The 22,524-nt window shown below is 69.3% G+C and carries 21 protein-coding genes; 10 read left to right on the top strand and 11 right to left on the bottom strand.

Annotated features, from left to right (window positions below; translation table 11 throughout):
* Positions 1 to 49: 49 nt before the first annotated feature.
* Positions 50 to 1,027 carry a prolyl aminopeptidase gene (gene pip / locus AC1XX3_RS00100; RefSeq protein WP_483319038.1) on the bottom strand — a complete coding sequence of 326 codons (978 nt, stop codon included), beginning with the start codon at positions 1,025 to 1,027 and terminating at the stop codon, positions 50 to 52.
* Positions 1,028 to 1,074: 47 nt separating this feature from the next.
* On the opposite strand from pip, the gene AC1XX3_RS00105 reads away from it, so the two are divergent.
* Positions 1,075 to 1,773, top strand: a complete 699-nt coding sequence (locus tag AC1XX3_RS00105) for a queuosine precursor transporter (protein ID WP_483319039.1) — start codon at positions 1,075 to 1,077, stop codon at positions 1,771 to 1,773.
* Here the strand turns inward: AC1XX3_RS00105 and tgt are convergent.
* The 4 genes from tgt to hrcA are packed head-to-tail and all read right to left on the bottom strand — an operon-like array spanning position 1,758 to position 5,918.
* A complete protein-coding gene (tgt, locus tag AC1XX3_RS00110; RefSeq protein WP_483319040.1) occupies positions 1,758 to 2,993 on the bottom strand; it encodes a tRNA guanosine(34) transglycosylase Tgt in 1,236 nt (411 codons plus the stop codon). The two genes, AC1XX3_RS00105 and tgt, sit on opposite strands and share 16 nt — an antisense overlap.
* Positions 2,990 to 3,718: a 16S rRNA (uracil(1498)-N(3))-methyltransferase gene (locus AC1XX3_RS00115; RefSeq protein ID WP_483319041.1), complete on the bottom strand. Its 729-nt coding sequence runs from the start codon at positions 3,716 to 3,718 to the stop codon at positions 2,990 to 2,992. Before AC1XX3_RS00115 ends, tgt begins: the two co-directional genes overlap by 4 nt.
* Positions 3,719 to 3,724: 6 nt before the next feature.
* Positions 3,725 to 4,894, bottom strand: a complete 1,170-nt coding sequence (gene dnaJ, locus AC1XX3_RS00120) for a molecular chaperone DnaJ (protein WP_483319042.1) — start codon at positions 4,892 to 4,894, stop codon at positions 3,725 to 3,727.
* Positions 4,895 to 4,904: 10 nt separating this feature from the next.
* Positions 4,905 to 5,918: a heat-inducible transcriptional repressor HrcA gene (gene hrcA, locus AC1XX3_RS00125; protein ID WP_483319043.1), complete on the bottom strand. Its 1,014-nt coding sequence runs from the start codon at positions 5,916 to 5,918 to the stop codon at positions 4,905 to 4,907.
* A gap of 118 nt (positions 5,919 to 6,036) precedes the next feature.
* Here hrcA and AC1XX3_RS00130 point away from each other — a divergent pair, with 118 nt between their 5' ends.
* Both AC1XX3_RS00130 and AC1XX3_RS00135 read left to right on the top strand, forming a co-directional pair.
* Positions 6,037 to 6,876, top strand: a complete 840-nt coding sequence (locus AC1XX3_RS00130; RefSeq protein WP_483319044.1) for an MBL fold metallo-hydrolase — start codon at positions 6,037 to 6,039, stop codon at positions 6,874 to 6,876.
* A 99-nt stretch (positions 6,877 to 6,975) separates the two neighbouring features.
* The gene (locus AC1XX3_RS00135; protein ID WP_483319045.1) at positions 6,976 to 7,995 is read left to right on the top strand and encodes a LacI family DNA-binding transcriptional regulator; all 1,020 of its coding nucleotides are present in this window, start codon (positions 6,976 to 6,978) and stop codon (positions 7,993 to 7,995) included.
* Between the two features lie 41 nt (positions 7,996 to 8,036).
* Here the strand turns inward: AC1XX3_RS00135 and AC1XX3_RS00140 are convergent, their stop codons facing one another.
* The gene (locus AC1XX3_RS00140; RefSeq protein WP_483319046.1) at positions 8,037 to 8,681 is read right to left on the bottom strand and encodes an LON peptidase substrate-binding domain-containing protein; all 645 of its coding nucleotides are present in this window, start codon (positions 8,679 to 8,681) and stop codon (positions 8,037 to 8,039) included.
* 140 nt (positions 8,682 to 8,821) lie between these two features.
* Here AC1XX3_RS00140 and AC1XX3_RS00145 point away from each other — a divergent pair, with 140 nt between their 5' ends.
* A complete protein-coding gene (locus AC1XX3_RS00145; protein WP_483319047.1) occupies positions 8,822 to 9,685 on the top strand; it encodes a DUF3097 domain-containing protein in 864 nt (287 codons plus the stop codon).
* Positions 9,686 to 9,722: 37 nt separating this feature from the next.
* Here the strand turns inward: AC1XX3_RS00145 and hemW are convergent, their stop codons facing one another.
* Together hemW and AC1XX3_RS00155 are read right to left on the bottom strand one after the other, a co-directional pair.
* Positions 9,723 to 10,940, bottom strand: coding sequence for a radical SAM family heme chaperone HemW (gene hemW, locus AC1XX3_RS00150; RefSeq protein ID WP_483319048.1), 1,218 nt, complete (start codon positions 10,938 to 10,940; stop codon positions 9,723 to 9,725).
* 61 nt (positions 10,941 to 11,001) lie between these two features.
* Positions 11,002 to 11,472, bottom strand: coding sequence for a type II toxin-antitoxin system PemK/MazF family toxin (locus AC1XX3_RS00155; protein WP_483319049.1), 471 nt, complete (start codon positions 11,470 to 11,472; stop codon positions 11,002 to 11,004).
* A 175-nt stretch (positions 11,473 to 11,647) separates the two neighbouring features.
* Between AC1XX3_RS00155 and AC1XX3_RS00160 the strand changes: the two genes are divergently transcribed.
* From AC1XX3_RS00160 to AC1XX3_RS00170, 3 genes are read left to right on the top strand one after another with little or no spacing between them, the layout of a single operon-like run.
* Complete coding sequence (locus tag AC1XX3_RS00160; protein WP_483319050.1) at positions 11,648 to 12,931, top strand: ABC transporter substrate-binding protein; 1,284 nt, start codon at positions 11,648 to 11,650, stop codon at positions 12,929 to 12,931.
* A 39-nt stretch (positions 12,932 to 12,970) separates the two neighbouring features.
* Positions 12,971 to 13,897, top strand: a complete 927-nt coding sequence (locus AC1XX3_RS00165; RefSeq protein ID WP_483319051.1) for a carbohydrate ABC transporter permease — start codon at positions 12,971 to 12,973, stop codon at positions 13,895 to 13,897.
* Positions 13,894 to 14,721: a carbohydrate ABC transporter permease gene (locus AC1XX3_RS00170; protein ID WP_483319052.1), complete on the top strand. Its 828-nt coding sequence runs from the start codon at positions 13,894 to 13,896 to the stop codon at positions 14,719 to 14,721. Before AC1XX3_RS00165 ends, AC1XX3_RS00170 begins: the two co-directional genes overlap by 4 nt.
* A gap of 31 nt (positions 14,722 to 14,752) precedes the next feature.
* Here the strand turns inward: AC1XX3_RS00170 and lepA are convergent, their stop codons facing one another.
* On the bottom strand, positions 14,753 to 16,618 hold the full coding sequence (lepA, locus tag AC1XX3_RS00175; protein WP_483319053.1) for a translation elongation factor 4: 1,866 nt from the start codon (positions 16,616 to 16,618) through the stop codon (positions 14,753 to 14,755).
* 195 nt (positions 16,619 to 16,813) lie between these two features.
* On the opposite strand from lepA, the gene AC1XX3_RS00180 reads away from it, so the two are divergent.
* The 3 genes from AC1XX3_RS00180 (at position 16,814) to AC1XX3_RS00190 (ending at position 19,154) form a co-directional block, all read left to right on the top strand.
* Positions 16,814 to 17,803: a phosphotransferase gene (locus AC1XX3_RS00180; RefSeq protein WP_483319054.1), complete on the top strand. Its 990-nt coding sequence runs from the start codon at positions 16,814 to 16,816 to the stop codon at positions 17,801 to 17,803.
* Positions 17,804 to 17,935: 132 nt separating this feature from the next.
* The gene (gene rpsT, locus AC1XX3_RS00185) at positions 17,936 to 18,199 is read left to right on the top strand and encodes a 30S ribosomal protein S20 (RefSeq protein WP_483319055.1); all 264 of its coding nucleotides are present in this window, start codon (positions 17,936 to 17,938) and stop codon (positions 18,197 to 18,199) included.
* 139 nt (positions 18,200 to 18,338) lie between these two features.
* Complete coding sequence (locus AC1XX3_RS00190) at positions 18,339 to 19,154, top strand: endonuclease/exonuclease/phosphatase family protein (RefSeq protein WP_483319056.1); 816 nt, start codon at positions 18,339 to 18,341, stop codon at positions 19,152 to 19,154.
* Here AC1XX3_RS00190 and holA read toward each other — a convergent pair.
* Together holA and AC1XX3_RS00200 are read right to left on the bottom strand one after the other, a co-directional pair.
* On the bottom strand, positions 19,151 to 20,122 hold the full coding sequence (holA, locus tag AC1XX3_RS00195) for a DNA polymerase III subunit delta (protein ID WP_483319057.1): 972 nt from the start codon (positions 20,120 to 20,122) through the stop codon (positions 19,151 to 19,153). The genes AC1XX3_RS00190 and holA overlap by 4 nt on opposite strands.
* 104 nt (positions 20,123 to 20,226) lie before the next feature.
* Positions 20,227 to 22,374 carry a DUF5979 domain-containing protein gene (locus tag AC1XX3_RS00200; RefSeq protein WP_483319058.1) on the bottom strand — a complete coding sequence of 716 codons (2,148 nt, stop codon included), beginning with the start codon at positions 22,372 to 22,374 and terminating at the stop codon, positions 20,227 to 20,229.
* Between the last annotated feature and the right edge of the window lie 150 nt (positions 22,375 to 22,524).

Below are 22,524 nucleotides of genomic sequence, written 5' to 3' on the forward strand. Positions count from 1 at the left end.
CGATGTCGTCGTCCATCCTAGTGACTTCGCCCCAGCCGCCCAAAGAGCTTTAGACCTCCGGCTGCGACGCCGGCCCCGCGAACCGGTCGGTGGCCGCCACCAGGGCGGCGGTGATACCCGGTTCAGAGAAGGCATGCCCGGCCGCCGGCACCATCGTCAGCTCTGCCGCCGGCCAGGCCCGGTGCAGGTCCCAGGCGGTCACCGCCGGCGTCGCCATGTCGTAGCGGCCCTGGATGATCACCCCCGGGATGCCGGCCAGCCGGTCGGCGTGGGCGATCAGCTGGCCCTCGGTGAACCAGCCGCCGTGGCTGAAGTAGTGGTTCTCGATTCGGGCGAAGGCGACGGCGTACCGAGGGTCGCTGAAGGCGGCCACCAGGGCCGGATCCTCCTCGAGGGTCATGGTCGCGGCTTCCCAGCTGGTCCAGGCCACGCCGGCCGGACCGTGCACCGCCGGGTCGGGGTCGAACAGCAACTCGGCGTACGCCGCGATCGCGTCGCCCTCGAAGCCCGGCCCGCCCAGCGGGGCGAGGAACCGCTCGCGCCACTCCGGGAAGAGCTGGCCAGCGCCGCCGTTGTAGTACCAATCGAGCTCGCTGCGGCGCAGGGTGAAGATGCCGCGGAGCACCAGCTCGCTCACCCGGTCGGGGTGCTCCTCGGCGTACGCCAGTGCCAGCGTGCTCCCCCAGGACCCGCCGAACACCAGCCAGCGCTCGATCCCCCGGTCGCGGCGCAGCCGCTCGAGGTCGGCGACCAGGTGCCAGGTCGTGTTGCTGCTCAGGTCGGCGGCGGGGTCGCTGGCGTGCGGCCGGCTGCGGCCACAGCCACGCTGGTCCAGCAGCACCACCCGATAGCGCTCCGGGTCGAATAGCCGGCGTACCGCAGGCGTCGACCCGCCACCGGGCCCGCCGTGCAGGAACACCGCCGGCTTGCCGTCGGGGTTGCCGCACTCCTCCCAGTAGATCGAGTTCTGGTCGTCGACCTCGAGCATCCCGCTGGCGTACGGCTCGATCGGTGGGTAGAGGGTCACGGTGCCAGGGTGCCACGACCTGGCCGGTCTCACTAGGATGCTCGGCTGTGACCGGGCGCGCGAGCACTGCCGAGACCTCACGGGAGGTGCTGGGCAGCTATGACGTGGTGCTGGCCGCCTTCTGCGGCCTGCTACTGATCTCCAACGTGGCCGCGACGAAGGCGATCGCCTTCGAGCTCCCGTTCGCGCTGCCGGTGGTGGGCACCTTGCTGATCACCGACGGCGGCGCGTTCTTGTTCCCCCTGACCTACGTGCTCGGCGACGTCCTGGCTGAGGTGTACGGGCTGCGGCGGGCCCGCCGCGCCATCGTCACCGGCTTCGTCCTCGCCGCACTGGCCTCGGTCACCTTCTTGGCGGTGGCGTCCTCGCCACCGGCCCCGGACTGGCCCAACCAGGAGGCGTGGTCGGCCGTGCTGGGCTTCGTGCCACGGATCGTGGCGGCCAGCCTCTGCGGCTATCTGGCCGGGCAGCTGCTGAACGCGTATGTGCTGGTGGCGATCAAGAAGCGGACCCGGGAACGGAGCCTGTGGGCACGCCTGCTCGGCTCGACCCTGGTCGGCGAGCTGGCCGATACGGTGATCTTCTGCGTCATCGCCTTCGGCGGCATCTTGTCGAGTGCGAACCTGTTCGACTACACCGTCACCGGCTACGTCTACAAGGTGGCCGTCGAGGTGGTCTGCCTGCCCCTCACCTACGCCGTGATCCGGGCGATCCGGCGTCGCGAGCCGGCTCAGCGGCCGGCGTAGTAGCGGCCCAGGAACTCGGTCCGGAAGGCGGCGAAGTCCCCGGTCTCGATGCTGGCCCGGATGTCGTCGACCAGACGCACCACGAACCGCTCGTTGTGGATCGTGCACAAGGTGGAGGCCAGCATCTCCTTGGCCTTGAAGAGGTGGTGCAGATAGGCCCGGGTGTAGTGGGCGCAGGTGTAGCAGTCGCAGTCGTCGTCGATCGGGGCGAACGTACGCCGCTGGGCGGCGGTGTTGACGTTGAACCGGCCGTCGCGGGTGTAGACCGCGGCGTTGCGCGCCACCCGGGACGGGGACACGCAGTCGAAGGTGTCGGCGCCGTTCTCGATCGCGGTGAAGATGTCGTCCGGCTCCGAGATCCCCAGCAGGTGCCGTGCCCGGTCTTCCGGCAGCTCCTCGCTCACCCAGCCGACGATGGTGCCGAGGTTGTGCTTCTCCAGCGCCCCGCCGATGCCGTAGCCGTCGAAGGAGAACCCCTCGACCTCCAGGCTCAGCAGGTCGTGGACCGCCTGACGGCGCAGGTCCTCGTACTGCGCGCCCTGCACCACACCGAACAGGGCCTGGTACGGCTTGTCGGCGCGGAGCCGGGTCTGCCGGCCGTGCTCGGCCAGACACCGTCGCGCCCACGCCTGGGTGCGGGCCACCGAGCGCTCCTGGTAGGCCCGCGTGTTCATCAAGGTGGTGCACTCGTCGAAGGCGAAGATGATGTCGGCACCCAGCTGATGCTGGATCTGCATCGAGACCTCCGGGGTGAACCGGTGCCGCCGACCGTCGAGGTGTGAGGTGAACGTGACGCCCTCGTCGTCCACCTGCGCCAACCGGGTACGCCCCGCCGCGATCACGTCGTCGTCGGCCAGCCCGGTCGTATCCATCGCCAGCACCTTCTTGAACCCGGCACCCAGCGACAGCACCTGGAACCCGCCGCTGTCGGTGAAGGTCGGGCCCGGCCAGTTCATGAACGCCCCCAGCCCGCCGGCCTCGTCGACGATGTCGGGCCCCGGCTGGAGGAAGAGGTGGTAGGCGTTGGCCAGCACGGCCTGCGCGCCCAGCTCGGCCATCGTCTCCGGCAGCACCGCCTTCACCGTCGCCTTGGTGCCCACGGCGACGAACGCGGGGGTCCGGATATTCCCGTGGGGGGTGTGGATCACCCCGGTCCGGCCCAGCCCGGAGTCCAGCCGTACTTCGGGGGTGAACCCGAACTCAGACGGGAAAGCGCTCATCGCAGCTTCAGCCCGGCCAGCGCCACCACGCCGGCGGTGGACGTACGGAGCACGCCGTCGCTGACCAGGACGGCCCGGGCGCCGGCGTCGGTCAGGGCGGTCAGCTCCTCGGGGCTGATGCCGCCCTCGGGTCCGACCACCATCAGCACCTCACCGGCGGTCGGCAGGGTCACGTCGGCCAGCCAGCTGGTCGCGTCCTCGTGCAGGGTGAGGGCCAGGTCCGCGGCCCGGGCCCGGTCCAGCAGCTGCTTGGTGGTCACCGGCTCGGCGACACGTGGCTGCCGCAGCCGCCGGGACTGCTTGGTGGCTTCTCGGACGGTGGAGCGCCAGCGCGCCAGCGCCTTGTCCCCCCGCTCGGCCGACCAGCGCACGATCGAGCGCGACGACTGCCAGGGGATGATCTCGTCCACGCCCATCTCGGTCAGCATCTCCAGCGCCAGCTCGGAGCGGTCCCCCTTGGCCAGCGCCTGGGCGACCACGAACCGCACCGCGGCAGCCGGCGCCTGCAGCTGCTCGGTCACCGTCACCTCCAGGCCGGTCTTGTCGGCTGTGGCGACCTCGCCGCGCAGGCCGCGGCCGGAGCCGTCGGACAGCAGGACCCGCTCGCCCGGGCGGATCCGACGGACGACGGCGGCGTGGCGGCCCTCCTCACCGCCGAGGCGGACCGAGGCCCCGACCGCCGGCAGCGGGTCGGTCAGGTCGAGCAGGAAGAGCGGGTCGGTCACGGCCGGTCAGCCGGCGAATGCGTCACGCAACCGGCCGAAGACGCCCTTGCTGTGCTTCTGTACGGTCACCTCGGCCACGGTCTCCTCGCGCAGCTCGGCCAGCTGGCGCAGCAGCTCACGCTGCTCACTGTCGATCCGGGTCGGCGTCTGGACCAGCAGGGTGACCCCGAGCTGGCCACGACCGTTGGCACGAAGGCGCGGTACGCCCTTGCCGTCGATGGCGATCCGGGTGCCCGACTGGGTGCCGGCCGGCACCGCCACCTGGACCGAGGTGTCCACCGGGTCGGCGTCGGCGAGATCGGCTTCCAAGGTGGCCACGGTCACCTCGGTGCCCAGCGCCGCAGCGGTCATCGGGATCCGGACGACGACCTCGAGGTCATCGCCGTCGCGCTTGAACACCTCGTGTGGCTCGACCTGCAGCTCGACGTAGAGGTCGCCGGCCGGTCCGCCGCCGGGGCCGACCTCGCCGTGGGAGGCCAGGTGGATGCGGTTGCCGGTGCTGACACCGGCCGGGATCTTCACATTGATGGTGCGGGTGGAGCGGATCCGGCCGTCGCCGGAGCACTCCGAACACGGGTTCGGGATGACGGTGCCGTAGCCGCGGCAGGTCGGGCACGGCTGGGTGGTGCGGATGTCGCCGATGAAGGAGCGCTGCACGTGGGTCACGTCACCCTGCCCGTGGCAGGTGGCGCACTTGACCGGCTGAGAGCCCTCGTTGGCGCCCGATCCGCCACAGCGGGGGCAGAGCACCGCGGTGTCGACCCGAAGCGGCTTGGTCGTGCCGAAGGCCGCTTCGGCCAGCTCGAGGTCGAGGCGGACCAGCGCATCCTGGCCGCGGCGTACTCGCGAGCGCGGTCCACGGGAGGCCTGCTGGCCGAACATCGCGTCGACCAGGTTGGTGAAGTCGAACCCGCCGGCCTGGCCGAAGCCACCGCCGCCGTTGAAGCCGCCCATCCCGCCGCCGATCGGATCCCCGCCGCGGTCGTAGAGGTCGCGCTTGGCCGGGTCGGCCAGCACCTCGTACGCCTCCGCCACCTTCTTGAAGCGCTCGGCCGCCTCCGGCTCCTGTGCCACGTCAGGGTGAAGCTTCATCGCCAGCTGGCGATAGGCCTTCTTGATCTGCTCGGGGCTGGCGTCGCGGGACACCCCGAGGATGTCGTAATAGTCAGAGCTCATGTGCGATTTGTCATCCTTCAGAGAGGAACCGGCCGACGTAGCGCGCTACGGCTCGGACCGATGCCATGGTCGAGGGGTAATCCATCCGGGTCGGACCGACGATGCCGAGGGTCGCCCAGGTGTCCTCCTGGTTTCCGTAGCCGGTGGCGATCACGGAGGTGGTCTGTAGCTCCTTGTACGGGTTCTCCTGGCCGATCCGCACGGTCAGGACGTCGGCGCTCGTCGCCTCGCCGAGCAGGCGGAGCAGCACGACCTGCTCCTCCAGCGCCTCCAGCACCGGCTTCACCGTGGTCTCGAAGTCGTCGGAGAACCGGGTCAGGTTCGGCACGCCGCCGACGACCATCCGGCTGCTGGCCTCGCTGTTGAGCATCTCCAGCAAGGTGGCGATGCAGGCCTGGCCCAGCGCGTGGCTCTCGGTCGGCCACTCGGTGCTGACCGTGCTCAGCGACGCGGCGGCGGCTGAGGTCGAGCGGCCCACCACGGCGGCGTTGAGCCGGGACCGCAGCACGCCCAGCGTCTCGTCGTCGTGCTCGCTGACTTCGACCGCCCGCTGCTCGACCCGGCCGGTGGAGGTGATCAGGATCAACATGATCCGGGAGGTCGACAGCGACACCACCTCGACATGGCGCACGGTGGACCGGCTCAGGGTCGGGTACTGCACGATCGCCACCTGCTGGGTGACCTGGGCCAGCAGCCGCACGGTGCGGTGCAGCACGTCGTCGAGGTCGAGCGCTCCGGACAGGAAGCTCTGGATCGCCCGCTTCTCGGCCGGCGAGAGCGGCTTGACCGAGCCCAGTCGGTCGACGAACAGTCGATAGCCCTTGTCAGTCGGGATGCGGCCCGCGCTGGTGTGGGGCTGGGTGATGTAGCCCTCCTCCTCCAGCGCGGCCATGTCGTTACGGACGGTGGCCGGCGACACCCCGAGGTCGTGGCGGTCCACCAGTGTCTTGGAGCCGACCGGTTCCTGGCTGGAGACGTAGTCGGTGACGATGGCTCGCAGTACCTGCAGTTTCCGATCGTCCATCGCGTCTCCCTCCTCGTCTCGCGTCTGTTCCGGGGCCGGCTCAGCCGGGCAGTTGGCACTCCTATGGCCCGAGTGCCAGTCTAGCCTGGTCGCACCACCCAACGTCGGAAGGGAAGCCGTGAGCAGCCTCACCCCGTGGCGGGAGATCGCCCCCGGCGTCTATCTGGCCGTCGCCGAACCCGCAGCCGTCACCCTGGGCCTGGTGGTCGGCAGCGAGTCGGCGCTGCTGGTCGACACCGGTTCGAGCCCGGCCCAAGGAGCTGCCGTCCGGGCCGCGGTCGCCGCCCACGTCGACGTGCCGCTGCGGGTGGTGGTCGCCACCCACTGGCACTACGACCATGCGTTCGGTCTGGCCGCCTTCGACGATCTGGAGACCATCGGGCACGAGACCTTGGCCACTCGCCTGGCGCCGACGCCTGAGCTGGCTCGCATGAGTGTCGAGCTCGGCTTCGATGTGGCCGAACTGCGCGGACCCAACCGGCAGATCGTGGTCGCGGCCGCGGTGGACCTCGGCGACCGCCGGGTGGAGATCGCCCACCTGGGCCAGGGACACACCGACGGCGACCTGGTGGTGGTGGTGCCGGACGCCGACGTCCTGTTCGTCGGTGACCTGCTCGAGTCCGCGGGTCCCCCGTGGTTCTCCGACGACTCCTTCCCGCACGAGTGGGCGGCCACCCTGGACGGCGTGATCGGCCTGATGACCCCGACCACCCGGGCCGTGCCCGGCCACGGTGAGCCGGTGGAGCGCGAGTTCGTCTTCAACGCCCGCGGCGAGATCGCCGCCGTGTCGGGCGAGATCCGCCGGCTGGTCGAGTCCGGAGTGGCCGAAGCCGACGCCCTGGCCGCCGGGCAGTGGCCGTATCCGGCAGCGCACGTCGAAGCCGGCGTCCACGTCGGGTACGCCCAGCTCAGCGGCCACGGATTGAAGGGCACCCGCCCAACGCTGCCCCTGGCGTGACCCCGGCGGCAGCGCCCGAAGCAGTACGACCCGGGCGGCAGCGCCCGAAGCAGATACGATCTGCAACGTTCTAGTCGACCGCAGCAGACGGGAGCCGGCGTGCCTCGCGTGACCGTCAAGACCCTGGCGCAGGCGGTGGGAGTCTCTGCCTCCACCGTCTCCAACGCCTACAACCACCCCGACCAGCTGTCGGCGGAGCTGCGGCAACGCATCCTGGCCACGGCCGCCGAGCTGGGCTATGCCGGGCCCGACCCGGCCGGGCGGACGTTGCGCAGCGGCCGGGCGAACGCGATCGGCGTGCTGCTGACCGAGCGGCTGTCGTACGCCTTCTCCGACCCGTTCGCGATCGAGTTCCTGGCCGGGCTGAGCGAGGTGCTGGAGCAGCGCGGCACCGCCATCATGCTGCTGCCACTCTCCACCACCGCTGACGGACCCGATGTGGGACCGCTGCGCCGGGCCAGCATCGACGCCCTGACCACCCTCTGCCTGGCCGAGGACCATCCCGCTGCGGCAGTCGCCCGGATCCGCGGCATCCGGGTGGTGTCCACCGTGATCGACGACGAGCCGGGGTCGTCCTGGGTCGCCATCGACGACGAGGCCGCCGGCGAGCTGGTCGGCAGGCACCTGGCCGAGCTCGGTCACCGGCGGATCACCGTGGTGGTCGAGGCCAACCGGCCGACGAACCGTCTGGCCGGTGTGGTCAGCGATGCCGATGTGGTGTGCATCGACTATGCAGCACGACTGCGAGGTCTACGGCGCTCGCTGCCCCAGGCTCAGCTGCAGGTGGTGACGGGCGGCCACAACGCCGTGATCTCCGGCCGCGCCGCCGCCGACTGCGCCCTCGACTCCGGTTTCAGCCCCACCGCGGTGGTGGCGCTGAGCGATGTGCTGGCGCTGGGGGTGCTCGACGTGCTGGCGAACCGAGGGCTGGCGGCCGGAGCCGACGTGGCCGTCTGCGGGTTCGACGACATCCCGGCCGCAGCGGCGGCGGGTCTCACCACCGTGCGGCAACCGATCACCGAGAAGGGGCGCCGGGTCGGCACCTTGTTGCTGGACCCCGACGCGGCCGAGCAGCGGGTGCTGCTGCCGGTCGAGCTGATCCGGCGCAGCAGCACCTGAGAACCGCCCCGGGACTCAGCCAGGGCGCGCGTCCAAGCGCCTCACTCCGCGTCCTCATCCAGCGTCGGGTCGTCGGGGCCCGGGCCCCACGGCACTGACCATCCTTCGGCCACGTCCTCGGTCAGCTCGATCACCTGGTGCAGCAGGTCCTCGACGGTGGCGGACTTCAGCAGCGCCAGCTGGTCGAGCGGTCCCACCGGAGCGATCCCAGCCAGCTGCCAGCAGAGCTGCAGCCGGTCCGCGGCCAGCACCACGCCGGCCGACCACGCCGGCTCTTCGAACTCGGTGGCCAGACTGAGCGCGCGGCGCACGGTCCGTTCGGCGTGCTCGAGCAGCGGTTGCAGCTCCGGGTCCCAGACCAGGTCGGGCAGCTCGGTCACCGTCGCCCGCGGATGCGGGTTCTCCTCCAGCCAGTCGCGGACCACGATCCGCCGTTCCCCCTGAGCGACCAGTCCCACCATCCCGTTCACCATCGAGCTCAGCTCGACCACCCGTGCCACGGTGCCCACATCGAACCGCTGCTCGCCGCCCCCGAACTCCTGCCCGCGCTCGATCAGCACCACACCGAACTCGAACCGCGTGGTGGCCGCCAGCCGCGAGAGCATGACCAGATAGCGTTCCTCGAAAATCCTGAGCTGAAGTGGCATGTGCGGGAGCAGCACACTCCCGAGGGGAAACATCGCCATTGTCGCCATACCAACCAATAGACCACAGCATCTCCTGCCGGGTGGCGCTTTCCTCGATCACGAAGCGACTGCACCGAAGCGGGCCCGACACCCCGCCCACCTGCCGAGGCAGGTCCGACGGGTGATCTAGGCTCCCGGGGGTGTCCACCCCTCACGACCGCTACTCCGGTGACGTCCTCCGCCCTGGCTGGCAGGCCAAGCACAAGGTCGTCAGCGCCGACCTGGTGATCTCATCGGGCTTGGTGGTCGAGGATGTCAGTACGGGCTTCTGCGGCGCGGTGACGCGGTGGGAGAACGGCATCGTGGTCCTGGAGGACCGCCGCGGCGTCAAGCGCAGCTTCCCGCTCGGCGCCGGCTTCTGGTACGAGGGGAAGCCGGTGACCTTGAAGGCACCCGTCCGCAAGGCCGCGAAGACCACGACCCGCACGGCCTCCGGTTCGGTCGCCACCCCGTTCGAACGAGCGAAGGTGGCTCTGCCCAGCCGCATCTATGTCGAGGGACGACACGACGCCGAGCTGGTCGAGAAGGTCTGGGGCGACGACCTGCGCCACAGCGGCGTGGTGGTGGAGTTCCTCGGCGGCGTCGACGACCTGCCCGGGATCGTGGCCGACTTCGCCCCCGAGCAGGGTCGCCGCCTCGGCGTGCTGGTCGACCACCTGGTCCCGGGCAGCAAGGAGTCCCGGATCGCCGACGAGGTCGCGGCCGGGGAAGGCGGCAACTACGTGATGGTGGCCGGCCACCCCTACATCGACATCTGGCAGGCGGTGAAGCCCGACCGGCTGGGCCTGGACGCCTGGCCCGTCATCCCCCGCGGCACCGACTGGAAGCACGGGATCTGCGCGGCGCTGGGCTGGCCGCACGCCGACCAGGCCGACATCGCCCGCGCCTGGCAGCGGATCCTGGCCCGCGTGAGCACCTGGACCGATCTGGAGACCAGCCTGCTCACCACCGTCGAGGAGCTGATCGACTTCGTCACCGTCGACCACGTGGCGCGCGACTCCTGAGGCCGCACGTCGTCGGCGCCGGCCTGCGGCCCTGAGCTCAGTCGAGCAGGTCGCGGACCACGCCGTCGGCCAGCAGCCGACCCGGCAGGGTCAGCACCAACCGATCGTTCACGGCGTCGACCAGACCCCGCTCGACCAGCTCCGGCACCCGGCGTGACTCCGATGCGGTGAGGGTCCCGGCCGCGAGACCGTCGGCCAGCCGCAGCTCCAGCAGCACCTTCTCGATCCGCCGGTCGGCGTCGGTCAGCACCTCGCGGGAGTGGGCCGGCGACAGGTGGGCCGCGAGCCGGCCGGCGTACGCGGCCGGGTGCTTGACGTTCCACCACCGGGTGCCGCCGACGTGGCTGTGTGCCCCGGGTCCGATGCCCCACCAGTCGTCCCCGCGCCAGTAGGCGAGATTGTGCCGGCAGCGGTGCTCGTCCGCGGTGGCCCAGTTGCTGACCTCGTACGCGGCGTAGCCGGCGGCGGTCAGCGTCTGCTCGGCCATCAGATACTTGTCGGCCAGATCGTCGTCGTCGGTCATTGGCAGCTTGCCGCGGCGGATCGTCGCCGCCAGCCGGGTGCCGTCCTCCACGATCAGGGCGTAGGCGCTGACGTGGTCGGGCCCCGCGTCGAGCGCCTCGTCCAGGCTCCGCTGCCAGTCAGGGCCCGACTCCCCCGGTGTGCCGTAGATCAGGTCCAGGCTGGTGCTGCGGAAGCCGGCGGCCTTGGCCTCGCGCACCGCCTGCTGCGGTCGACCGGGCGAGTGCACCCGGTCCAAGGTGGCCAGGACGTGCGGCACCGCCGACTGCATCCCGAACGAGATCCGGTTGAAGCCGGCTTCGACCAGCGCGGACAGTCCGGCCGCGTCGATCGAGTCGGGGTTGGACTCGGTGGTCACCTCGGCGTCGTCGCTCAGTCCGAACCGGTCGCGGATCCCGCTGACCAGCCGACCCAGGTCGGCCGGCGGCAGCAGGGTGGGCGTCCCACCGCCGACGAAGACGGTCGAGACGGTCGGCGCGTCCGGCCCCAGGGCCCGGGCCGCCAGGTCCAGCTCGTCTAGTGCCGCGTCGACGTAGCTGGCGCGGCTCGCCCCGGGCGCCGGACCCAGCTCGGCCGCGGTGTAGGTGTTGAAGTCGCAGTAGCCACACCGGGTGGTGCAGAAGGGCACGTGCACGTACACGCTCAACGGTCGGCGGCCCACCGCATCGCGGGCGCTGGGGGGCAGGGCGCCGTCAGTGGGGACGGGCTCGCCCTCGGGGAGGGTGGACGGCATGGCTCGAGGCTAGTCGCCGGGTGGTAGCGGTGCGATCAGGGCCGACCTCCGGTGCGCAGGGTCAGATCCGGTGATGGGCCCGCGCCTGGGTGAGGACGCGGTCGTACAGCGTGCGCTGCAGGGCCGCTCCCTCCCGGCGTACGTCGGCGTCGGCGAGCCGGAGCAACCGGTCCAGCCGGACCTCGCTGGGCCGACGACGTCGATCCCAGTCGCCGACGCCCAGATCCATCCAGGAGCGACCGGCCCGCTCCTCCGACGCTGCGTCGCGGTCGTGGTCCTTGCTGGTCAGATACAGACCCAGCAGGACGTCGCGCTGGCGCCCCACCACCAGCACCGGCCGGTCCTTGCCGCGGGTGGGATCGTCCTCGTACGGCACCCAGGCCCAGACGACCTCCCCCGGGTCCGCTCGCCCGTCGGCGCGTGGGGCGTACGTATCCGCGGCGGCCGGGGCCGCTGGAGCACCGCCGGCGCGCGGGCGCAGCAGGGATCGCACCAGCGCGGTGGCCGGTCCCCGGAGGCGTCCCAGCCTCACCGCAGCACCGACCGGAGTCGGGCGGCGTCGCCGGGAGAGTCGGGCTGGCTGGCATCGGTCACCTGCCGCAGCCTAGACCTCGCCCGTGGCTCCCCACCAGGTGCGCACGCCGCGGTCGGCGCTCGCATGGTGGCCTGTCTGCAGTGGTCGACGCCGGGTCAATTAGAGTGCGGCTATGGCTCTCCCCCGTCGACATTTCCTCTCCCTCGCTGGCGGTCTCGCCGCCACCGCCGTCGGGCTGTCAGCCTGCGGCAGCAACACCGGGCGGCCCGATCCGGGCAGCTCCTCGGGCGCCTCCGGTGGGGCCAAGCCCACGCTGACGCAGTGGTACCACGAGTACGGCGAGGACGGCGTCGAGGACGCGGTCAAGCGCTACGCCGCGGCGTACGAGCCGGCCAGCGTGAGTGTGAAGTGGAACTCCGGGGAGTACGAGAAGCTGGTCGCCGCCGCGCTGCTCACCGACCAGGTCCCCGACGTGTTCGAGTATGGCAACGGCCCGACCCTCGACATGATCAAGGCCGGTCAGGTGCTCGACCTCACCGACGTCGTCGGCGACGCCCGGAGCCAGTTCGCGTCCGGCGTGATCTCCCCGATGATCTGGCAGGACAAGGTGTGGGCCATCCCGCAGACCGTCGACATGCAGATGCTCTACTACCGCAAGTCGGCGCTGGAGAAGGCGGGCGTGCAACCGCCGACGACGCTGGAGGAGCTGATCAACGCGGCCAAGGCCGTGCAGACCAAGGACATGGGCGGCTTCTTCGCCGGCAACGACGGCGGTCTGGGCGTCCTCGGCTCGCTGCTGATCTGGGCGAGCGGGTTCGAGTATCTGAACGAGGACAAGACCGGAATCGGTTTCGACGACCCCGCGATGTATGCCGCGCTCACCCAGTTCCGCGACTTCAACCCCGACAACGGACTGCTGGAGAGTGCCTCCACCGACTGGTTCGACGCCGCGCCGTTGATCAACGGCGAGACCGCCATGCAGTGGACCGGACTGTGGGCGCTGCCGGACGTCGAGAAGGCGTTCGGCGACGACTTCGGCGTGGTGCCGTTCCCCAGCATCGGGGCCGCCGGTCGCCAGGCGGTGCCGACCGGTGCGTTCAGCGCGGTGGTCTCCGCCAAGGGCAAGGACCCCGAGGCCGCCAAGGCTTTCGTGAAGTGGCTGTGGGTCGACTCCGAGGACTACCAGGTCGACTTCTCCAACTCCTACGGCACCCATATCCCGGCCAAGACCGCGCTGGCGCCCCGGGCGGACAAGCTCGCCACCGGCGCCGGCGCAGAGGCGGCGAAGTTCGTCGCGGAGCTGGGCCACGGACCCGATCTGCTCTGGACGCCCGCCATCCAGCAGGCCTACACCGGTGCGCTGAGCAACATCGTCAAGAAGAACGCCGACCCCAAAGCGGAGCTGGCCAAGGTCGCCCGCACGGCCACCGCCGACATCAAGCGGGTCAATGGTTAGCAGCCCACCCGTGACCCGCGCCGATCCCGGGGTCGTGAGGTGACCAACCTGGCCGCGCAGCTTCGTGGCCGTTCGGACCGCAACCTGTGGTTCTGGGTGTTCGTGGGACCGTTCTTCCTGGGGTTGCTGATCTTCGTCTACATCCCCATCCTGTGGAGCGTCTACCTGTCGTTCTTCGACGCCCGCAACACCGTCACCCCGACCAAGTTCGTCGGACTGGCCAACTACGCCTATCTGCTGCGCGACCAGGCGTTCCTGACCAGCATGGGTACGTTCACGGTGTTCGCGGCCTTCATCGTGCCGGTCACCTTCGCCGGCTCGCTCGGACTGGCGCTGCTGGTCAACAAGGCGACCGTGGCCAAGGCGTTCTTCCGTTCCGCCTTCTTCCTGCCGACGGCCTGCTCGTACGTGATCGCGGCGATGATCTGGCGGCTGTCGTTCTTCAACGGCGCCCGGTTCGGGCTGGCCAACACCATCATCCGTGCCTTGGGTGGCGACAACATCAACTGGCTGGGCGGCGGCAACTACCTCTACTGGGTGGTGCTGGTGTCACTGCGGCTGTGGTTGCAGGTCGGATTCTACATGATCTTGTTCATCGCCGGGCTGCAGCGGATCCCGACCGACACCTATGAAGCGGCGGCCATCGACGGGGCCCAGGGGTGGCGGGTGTTCCGTCACATCACCCTGCCGCAGCTGCGGGCCACCAGCGTGGCTGTGGTGCTGTTGCTGCTGATCTCTGCCTTCCAGGCCTTCGACGAGTTCTACAACACGTTGATCTCGGTCGGCGGCTACCCGCCGTTCGCCCGGCCGCCGCTGGTCTATCTGTATCTGATCTCCTTGGGCGGTGGCACCCAGGACCTCGGACTGGGCAGCGCCGGCACGATCCTGCTGACGCTGGTGATCGCCGCGGTCGGTCTGGTGCAGCTGAAGATCACCTCACTCGGCGGCAAGGAGGACCGGGCATGAGATCGCGAACCGGCGTGGTGGCCTTCCGCTATCTGTTGCTGGTGGTGCTCGCAGCACTGTTCCTGCTGCCCTTCTACGTGCTGCTCCGCAACGCCTTCTCCACCTCCCAGCTGATGGCGGCGGCCCAGTGGCGATGGATCCCCGACAACGTCACCACACAGAGCCTGCGCGAGCTGTTCGCCAACGACAACGTCCGGATCGCCCGGAGCATGGCGAACTCGGCGGTGGTGGCGGTGGTGCAGACGGTCGCCACTGTGGTGATCTCCGCGCTGGCCGGCTACGGTCTGGCCCGGATCGACAACCGATTCAACAAGATCATCCTGGGGATGACCGTGCTCACCTTGATGGTGCCGGCGGCTGTCACCTTCATCCCCAGCTTCGTGATGGTGTCCAGCCTGGGCTGGATCTCCACCCTGCGTGGACTGATCGTCCCGGTGCTGTTCTCCGCCTTCGCCACCTTCTTGTTCCGGCAGTTCTTCCTCGGCTTCCCCCGCGAACTGGAGGAGGCGGCCTACATCGACGGGGCCGGATACTGGCGTACGTTCTGGCGGATCGTGATGCCCAACACCTACGGGATCTGCGCCGCCGTCGGCACCATCACCTTCATCGGCGCCTGGAACGCGTTCCTGTGGCCGCTGCTGATCGGTCAGGACCGCGACTTCCGCACCGTCCAGGTGGCGCTGAGCCAGTTCATGTCGTCCCAGCGGGTCGACATGCCTCAGCTCTTCATCGGGGCCGCGGTGGCGATCGTGCCGGTGCTGCTGGTCTTCATCTTCTTGCAGCGCTACCTGGTGCAGGGCGTGGAGCGCTCCGGCATCGACTGAGGCGATCCGCTTCTTCCGTCGCCGACAGCAGCTACTTCTTGTCCGCCTTCACCGGCTCGGTGGTGGACAGTGCGGCGACGAAGGCTTCCTGCGGCACCTCCACGCGGCCGACCATCTTCATCCGCTTCTTGCCCTCTTTCTGCTTCTCCAGCAGCTTGCGCTTGCGGGTGATGTCACCGCCGTAGCACTTGGCCAGCACGTCCTTGCGGATCGCCCGGATCGTCTCCCGGGCGATCACGCGGGCGCCGATTGCTGCCTGGATCGGCACCTCGAACTGCTGCCGCGGGATCAGATCCTTCAGCTTGCCCGCCATCATCAGCCCGTACGAGTAGGCCTTGTCCTTGTGCACGATCGAGGAGAACGCGTCCACCGGCTCGCCATGCAGCAAGATGTCGACCTTGACCAGGTCGCTGCGTTCCTCACCCGACGGCTCGTAGTCGAGGCTGGCGTAGCCCTTGGTCCGCGACTTCAGCGCATCGAAGAAGTCGAAGACGATCTCGGCCAGCGGCAGGGTGTAGCGGATCTCGACCCGGTCCTCGGACAGGTAGTCCATCCCCAGCTGTACGCCCCGGCGCGCCTGGCACAGCTCGAGGATGGTGCCGATGTATTCGGCCGGCGCCAGCAGCGTGGCCTTGACCACCGGCTCGTAGACGGCGGCGATCTTGCCGTCGCTGGGGTATTCCGACGGGTTGGTGACGATCCGCTCGGTGCCGTCCTCCATCTCCACTCGGTAGACCACGCTGGGGGCGGTGGAGATCAGGTCGATGTTGAACTCGCGCTCGAGCCGCTCGCGGACGATCTCCATGTGCAGCAGCCCGAGGAATCCGATCCGGAAACCGAAGCCGAGGGCACCGGAGGTCTCCGGCTCATACACCAGAGCGGCATCGTTGAGCTGCAGCTTGTCCAGCGCCTCGCGCAGCTCCGGGTAGTCGGCGCCGTCGATGGGGAACAGCCCGGCGTAGACCATCGGGTTGGGGTGACGATAGCCGCCGAGGGACTCGGTGGCGGGCTTGGCCGCCGAGGTCACGGTGTCACCGACGCGGGACTGACGGACCTCCTTCACCCCGGTGATGATGTAGCCCACCTCGCCCACCCGCAGCGAGTTCGACTTCATCGGATCGGGCGAGATGACGCCGACCTCGAGGGTCTCGTGCACTGCTTTGGTCGACATCATCAGCACCCGTTCGCGATACGACAGCTCCCCGTCGATGACCCGCACATACGTCACGACGCCGCGGTAGGTGTCGTAGACGGAGTCGAAGATCAGGGCGCGGGCCGGGGCGTCCGGGTTCCCCACCGGGGCCGGGATCTGGGTGACGATCTGGTCCAGCAGGTCGCGTACGCCCTCACCGGTCTTGGCCGACACCCTCAGCACGTCGGAGGGGTCGCAGCCGATGATGTTGGCCAGCTCCTCGGCGTACTTCTCGGGCTGGGCGCCGGGCAGGTCGATCTTGTTCAGCACCGGGATGATGTGCAGGTCGGCGTCGATGGCCAGGTAGAGGTTGGCCAGGGTCTGCGCCTCGATCCCCTGGGCCGCGTCAACGAGCAGGATGGCGCCCTCACAGGCGGCCAGCGAGCGGGACACCTCGTAGGTGAAGTCGACGTGGCCAGGGGTGTCGATCATGTTGAGGACGTAGTCGACGGTGGTGCCGGCGGCGTCGGTGGCCTGCCACGGCATCCGAACGGCCTGGGACTTGATCGTGATGCCGCGCTCGCGCTCGATGTCCATCCGGTCGAGATACTGCGCCCGCATGGCGCGGCCGTCGACAACGCCGGTCAGCTGCAACATCCGGTCGGCCAGAGTGGACTTGCCGTGGTCGATGTGGGCGATGATGGAGAAGTTCCGGATGATCGCAGGGTCGGTGCGGCCAGGTCGGGGGACGTTCGGTGAGCTCACGTCAACTTCCACTTCGGTCGGGATCGAGTCGGTCCCGGCGGCAGACCGGGATCTAGGTCGGCAGCAGCCGGGGTCCGGCCGCAACCGACCGGCAGACCATCATCCCACGACGTTACGTCGCCACCCCAATTCCCCAGCGCCCTTCGAAGCCAAAACCAGTGGCCGGTTCTCCCGGCGAACGCGAGGATGACAGCCATGACGACGACCCAGCCCGCGAGCTATGCCCGGGGGGTGCGCCGTCCCTGGGCGGAGCTGCCGCCCGCCGTGCAGGACTGGGTCACCGCTCGGTTGGGCGCCCCGGTGGTCGAGGTGATCGACGCCGTCGGCGGATTCTCCCCCGGTACCGCCGCCACGGTGTCGGCCGCCGACGGACGTCGCCTCTTCGTCAAGGCAGTGGACGGGGCGGTGAACACGGTCGCGCTGGAGCTCTATCAGAAGGAACGGGTGGTGGCCGGTCAGCTGCCGTCGCTCCCGGGCGTGGTCCGCCCGCTGGCGGCGACCGAGCTGGTCGTCGGCGGCGTGACCTGGGCGGTCACCGTGTTTCCCGCGCTGCCCGGAGCCACCCCGGCCCACCCGTGGACCGCGGCCGACCTGACCCGGGTGCTGGACGCGCTGACGCCGTTGGGCGCCGCGCTGACCCCGTCGCCGTGGCCGGAACGGATCGACCTGCAACCGCTGCTCGATTTCTTCACCAACTGGGACGCGGTCCTGCTCGACCCCGACGACCCGTGGTCGCAGGACAGCTGGGTTCGGCCCCGAGCTGATGCCCTCCGTGCCGCCGAGGCGCGGCTGCGTGCCGAGCTGGTCGGGGACACCCTCTGCCACAGCGATCTGCGGGCGGACAACGTGCTGCTCGACGCCGACTCTGTCTGGTTCGTGGACTGGGTGCATCTGTACGAGGCCGCCCGCTGGCTGGATCCGGCCATCCTGCTGGCTGACGTGGTGGCCTCCGGTGCCGACGTGGCCGACGGCGGCTCGCTCGACGTGGCCGCACTGGTGAGCCACCCGGCCTTCGGCGGCGCGGGACTGGATACTGTGTGGCGGCTGGTGCTGACGCTGGCCGCCGCGCTGCACGCATATTCCCGCGCGCCTGACCCGCCCGGCCTGCCCACCATCCGCGGCTGGCAGGCTCTGACGGCCGAACGGCTGCTGGCCTGGTGCAAGCGACAGGAGCCCACGGGCTGAGCGATCGTGAGCACCGATTTGGGCCCATCCTCGTGCACTGCTAAAGTTAACGGTCGCGTCTGCGAGCGAGGATTCCTCGTCCGACGGCGCACCTTCCAATGACACAGACCGAGAGTTTCAGAGGCTTGCCCAGTGGCGAATATCAAGTCCCAGATCAAGCGGATCAAGACCAACGAGAAGGCTCGTCAGCGCAACAAGGCTGACAAGTCGGCCCTGCGGACGACCATCCGTCGATTCCGCGAGGCCGCCGAGTCCGGCGACGCCACCAAGGCGCAGACGCTGGCCCATGTCGCCACGCGCGCGCTGGACAAGGCCGCGTCGAAGGGCGTCATCCACAAGAACCAGGCAGCGAACCGCAAATCCGCGATCGCTGCCCAGGCTGCAAAACTGAGCTGACCGCTCGGCCTGCAGCCTCGACCGAGCCGGCGTAACCCGCCGCGGGTCCGCATTTCGTCCCGATCACCGTGGTGATCGGGACGTTCTGCGTTGTGGAAGTGGTCGAAGGACCGACCGGGACCCGTGCGAGGGTGGGGTCATGACTTCCGGCCCGCCGCTGTCGATCATGACCTACAACCTCCGCTTCGCCAATGAGCACGACGAGCACCCCTGGTCGCAGCGGCGACCGGTGCTGATCGAAACCGTGGCGGACGCGTCCCCCGCTCTGCTGGGCACCCAGGAGGGCCTCCGAGGCCAGCTGGACGACCTGCTGGCGGGGCTACCTGACTCGTACAGCTGGGTCGGGACTGGTCGTGGTGCGTCCGGGGACGACGAGCACTGTGCCGTCTTCGTGGACACCGACCGGCTCGAGGTGACGGACGTGGACCAGGAGTGGCTTTCGACCACCCCCTCCCAGCCGGGTTCGATCAGCTGGGGCCGGCATCCGCGGATCCTCACCGCGGTCTCGCTGACCGACCGGCGAGACGGCACCGAGATGCTGCTGGTCAACACCCACCTGGACTACTGGAGCCTGCAGGCCCGGCGGCACTCCGCCGACCTGCTGCTGGACTATCTCACTCGGCACGCCGACGGCCGGCCGGTCGTTCTGACCGGCGACTTCAACACCGGGGCGTACCAGTCAGCCGTCCACCGCCGGCTCACCGCCACCCTGGCCGACGTCTTCGCCGTGGCCGCCGCGCCCGGCCCGGAACAGCCCACCTTCAACAACTACCAACCGCCGCCGCCGAGGGGTCCTCGGATCGACTGGATCCTGGTCAGCCCTGACATCACCGTCGACGACTGCCGGGTGAACACGGCCACCGTCGACGGCCAGTACGGGTCGGATCACCTGCCGGTCCAGGCCACGGTGCGGCTCCCGGCGCAGCCTTCGCCGCCGGCCCGGCAGCCGAGCTAGGCCGTACGGGCCGTCGCCACTGCCAGTACGGCACGCTCCAAGGCGAACTCCGCGTCGTCGGCGGCACCCTTGACCTCGGCGTCGGCGACGGCGACGGCCTTGAGCGCGTGCGCGATCCCGGCCGCGTCCCAGCCGCGGGCCTGGCTGCGCATGGACTTCAGCTTCCACGGCGGTACGCCCACCTCGCGCGCCAGGTCGGCCTCCCGCAGACCTCCGCCGGCGGTGATCAGCTTGCCCAGCCCGCGCAGCCCGGACGCCAGGGCGCTGGTGATCAGCACCGGCGCCACCCCGGTGGAGGTGGCCCAGCGAAGCTGCTCCATCGCCACCCCGGTCCGGCCGGCGAGTGCGGCGTCGGCGACGGCGAAGCTGGTCACCTCCGACCGGCCGCCGAAATATCGGCGGACGAGATCGACAGAGATCTGGTGGTCCTCGCTGTCGGCGAGCAGCTGGCTGACCGCTGACGCCAGGGAACGCAGGTCGTGACCGACCGCATCGACCAGGAACTGTGCAGCCTCGGTGTCGATGGTGCCCTTGAGCCGTCGCGCTTCGGCCGAGACGAACTGCGGCAGCTCCCAGGTCTTCGTGGTCGGGCAGTCGACCACGGTGACCTTGAGCTTCTTGAGCTTGTCCAGCAGCGCCTTGCCCTTGACACCGCCACCGTGCACCAGCACGACGGCCAGGTCGGGCTGCGGCTCGGCGGCCAGCGCGACGACATCGTCGACCAGCTCCGCTGGGAGGTTGGCGAGGTCACGCAGCACCGCGGCCCGCAGGGTGGAGAACAGTGAGGCGTTGGTGATCTCGGCCAGCTTGCCCGCGTCCAGCCGGGCTGCGTCCACCTCGGAGACTTCAACGCCGGCGTCGACCGCGCGGACTCGGCCGAGCAGCGTGGTCACGGCACGATCAGCCAGCAGGGTCTCCGGTCCACTGACCAGGGTCACCTGTCCGAAGGGGTTGTTCTTCGCAGCCACGACGCAAGCATGCCAGGCGGCCCTGACTGCGGCCGACCCGGCGAGCGGTCCGGCGTGTCGTCGCCGGCGACCCGTGGGTCACCGGCGACGACCCGGAAGCTGGGCTACCGGCTCTGCCGAGTCCGACGGTGGACCAGCAGCGCGGCGGCGCCGGCGATGACCAGCAGTCCACCGACGATCGGCAGGAAGGTCAGTGCGTCCGAGGCCCCCGTGTTGGCCAGCGAGCCCGATGCCTGCTGGTCGTTGCCGTCGCCGCGCCACGACGGCTGGTCCTTGCCGCCGTCGTCCTTGCCACCGTCATCCTCGCCACCGTCGTCGGGTGCCGGAACCTTCTCGTAGGTATTGGTGACCCCGACCTCCGCAGCCTCATCAGCTCCGATCGTCACCGGACTACCCTCAATCGACGTCGTCACCGTCACCGAAGCAGACCCACCATCAGTCGGCTCCGTCACCGTGCACTCCGTCCCCACCGGCAGATCCTCAATCGTCGTCGCCGAATCACCCGCCGGCGCACCCGCCGCAATCTCGATGTCCTGCTCCAACCCGTTGTCACACTCCACCCGAATAACCACAGCCCCCTGATCACCAGCCGCCGAACCAGCAATCGTCTTCGTCACCACCAACGACGACACCGCCGTCTCATACGTATTGGTGACCCCGACCTCCGCAGCCTCATCAGCTCCGATCGTCACCGGACTACCCTCAATCGACGTCGTCACCGTCACCGAAGCAGACCCACCATCAGTCGGCTCCGTCACCGTGCACTCCGTCCCCACCGGCAGATCCTCAATCGTCGTCGCCGAATCACCCGCCGGCGCACCCGCCTCGATCTCGATGTCCTGCTCCAGCCCGTTGTCACAGCTGACCCGGACCGTCACCGCACCCTGATCACCAGCAGCAGGACCAGCAATCGTCTTCGTCACCCGCAACGACGACACCGCAGTCTCATAGGTGTTCGTCACCGTGACCTGAGCAATCTCATCGGCCGCGATCGTGACCGGACTGCCCTCAATCGACGTCGTCACCGTCACCGAAGCAGACCCACCATCAGTCGGCTCCGTCACCGTGCACTCCGTCCCCACCGGCAGATCCTCAATCGTGGTCGCCGAATCACCCGCCGGCGCACCCGCCGCAATCTCGATGTCCTGCTCCAACCCGTTGTCACACTCCACCCGAATAACCACAGCCCCCTGATCACCAGCCGCCGAACCAGCAATCGTCTTCGTCACCACCAACGACGAGGCCTGGAAGAATTCCCCCGTCGCGCTCACCTGCGCGGAGATCTCGGCGTCTTGAGCCAGGATCAGGCGCTGCGCGTCGTTGACGTCGGGAGTGCGGCCATCATAGAGATAGACGTTGCCGCTCGGCACCGTCGCAACGCCCCGGGCGGTCAGGGTGACTGTGCCACCGGCTTCCCGGTCGTCCGGACGCAGCCAGATGCGGGCCCCGCTGCCGACGGTCTGGCCGTCCGCGATCGGGATCTCCCCCTCGGCATCTTCGTACATGGTGCCGCCGGTGGCGCTGACGGTGATCTCGACATCCTGACCTTCGGCGTCCGAGGTGACCGTGTACGGGCCGAGGACGCTGCCAGCTGGTCCCGTGTCGCTTTCAGGCTCGATGGTCAAATTCGGCGGGCTTGGCTCCGGCAGTGGCCCTTCCGCCAGGACGTCGGTGACGATCGTCGAGGTGAACGGGTAGGCGGGATCCGTCGGCTGCAACACATAGCTGTCGCTGAAGAACCAGATGGCCGCCTGAACGGCGGCAGCCCGAAGGTTGACGTCTGTTGCGCCAGCGGGCTCACCGGTGTTCGGGTAGTACTCGGACAGGATTCGGGCGATATAGCCCACATTCGGAACGTTCGACTCGTCCCACGTCCCGTTCTCGTATCCCAGCCCGTCGTAAGTCAATGTCCGGATGTCGATGCAATACATGTTCAGCAGGTTTCCGGTCTCAACCGACTCACCTCTGATGATGCCCGCGAATGACTCATTGAGCGGCTCGAAGCCGGACGGGACCGAACCGGGATAGCCGTCGAGGGGATCGAAACCGCTGCCGGCCGGGGCGATCCCGCCGCTGACAGGCTGTCCGGCACCCGTTCCAGCCATGGTCAGGTCGGTATTGCTACCGGTCCTCGTGGGGGCGTTAGGCGGCACGGTCGGCACGGCCACCGCAGGCAGGGCCAGCATCGTCAATAAGACGGCCACCAGGAGCGTAATCAGGCCACGGGCAGTTCGGAACGCAGATCGGGACATCTCGACTCCTGGGGGGACGGGTTCCGCTGACGCGAGGAACCGCTTGCACGGTCACTCTGCCAGAAGCGCCAGACCCTGACCAGACTTATTCCCGATAATACTTTTTCTGCCGCAAATCCTAGAGAGACTCTCCATCTCTACCTCAGCAAA

Source organism: Microlunatus sp. M237 (assembly GCF_056896895.1).

Coding starts and splice junctions, on each gene's coding strand:
- AC1XX3_RS00200 (WP_483319058.1), bottom strand. CDS start 22,374: ATGTCCCGATCTGCGTTCCGAACTGCCCGTGGCCTGATTACGCTCCTG.
- AC1XX3_RS00190 (WP_483319056.1), top strand. CDS start 18,339: ATGACTTCCGGCCCGCCGCTGTCGATCATGACCTACAACCTCCGCTTC.
- hrcA (WP_483319043.1), bottom strand. CDS start 5,918: ATGGACGATCGGAAACTGCAGGTACTGCGAGCCATCGTCACCGACTAC.
- tgt (WP_483319040.1), bottom strand. CDS start 2,993: ATGAGCGCTTTCCCGTCTGAGTTCGGGTTCACCCCCGAAGTACGGCTG.
- AC1XX3_RS00140 (WP_483319046.1), bottom strand. CDS start 8,681: ATGGCGATGTTTCCCCTCGGGAGTGTGCTGCTCCCGCACATGCCACTT.
- hemW (WP_483319048.1), bottom strand. CDS start 10,940: ATGCCGTCCACCCTCCCCGAGGGCGAGCCCGTCCCCACTGACGGCGCC.
- AC1XX3_RS00170 (WP_483319052.1), top strand. CDS start 13,894: ATGAGATCGCGAACCGGCGTGGTGGCCTTCCGCTATCTGTTGCTGGTG.
- AC1XX3_RS00160 (WP_483319050.1), top strand. CDS start 11,648: ATGGCTCTCCCCCGTCGACATTTCCTCTCCCTCGCTGGCGGTCTCGCC.
- dnaJ (WP_483319042.1), bottom strand. CDS start 4,894: ATGAGCTCTGACTATTACGACATCCTCGGGGTGTCCCGCGACGCCAGC.
- AC1XX3_RS00180 (WP_483319054.1), top strand. CDS start 16,814: ATGACGACGACCCAGCCCGCGAGCTATGCCCGGGGGGTGCGCCGTCCC.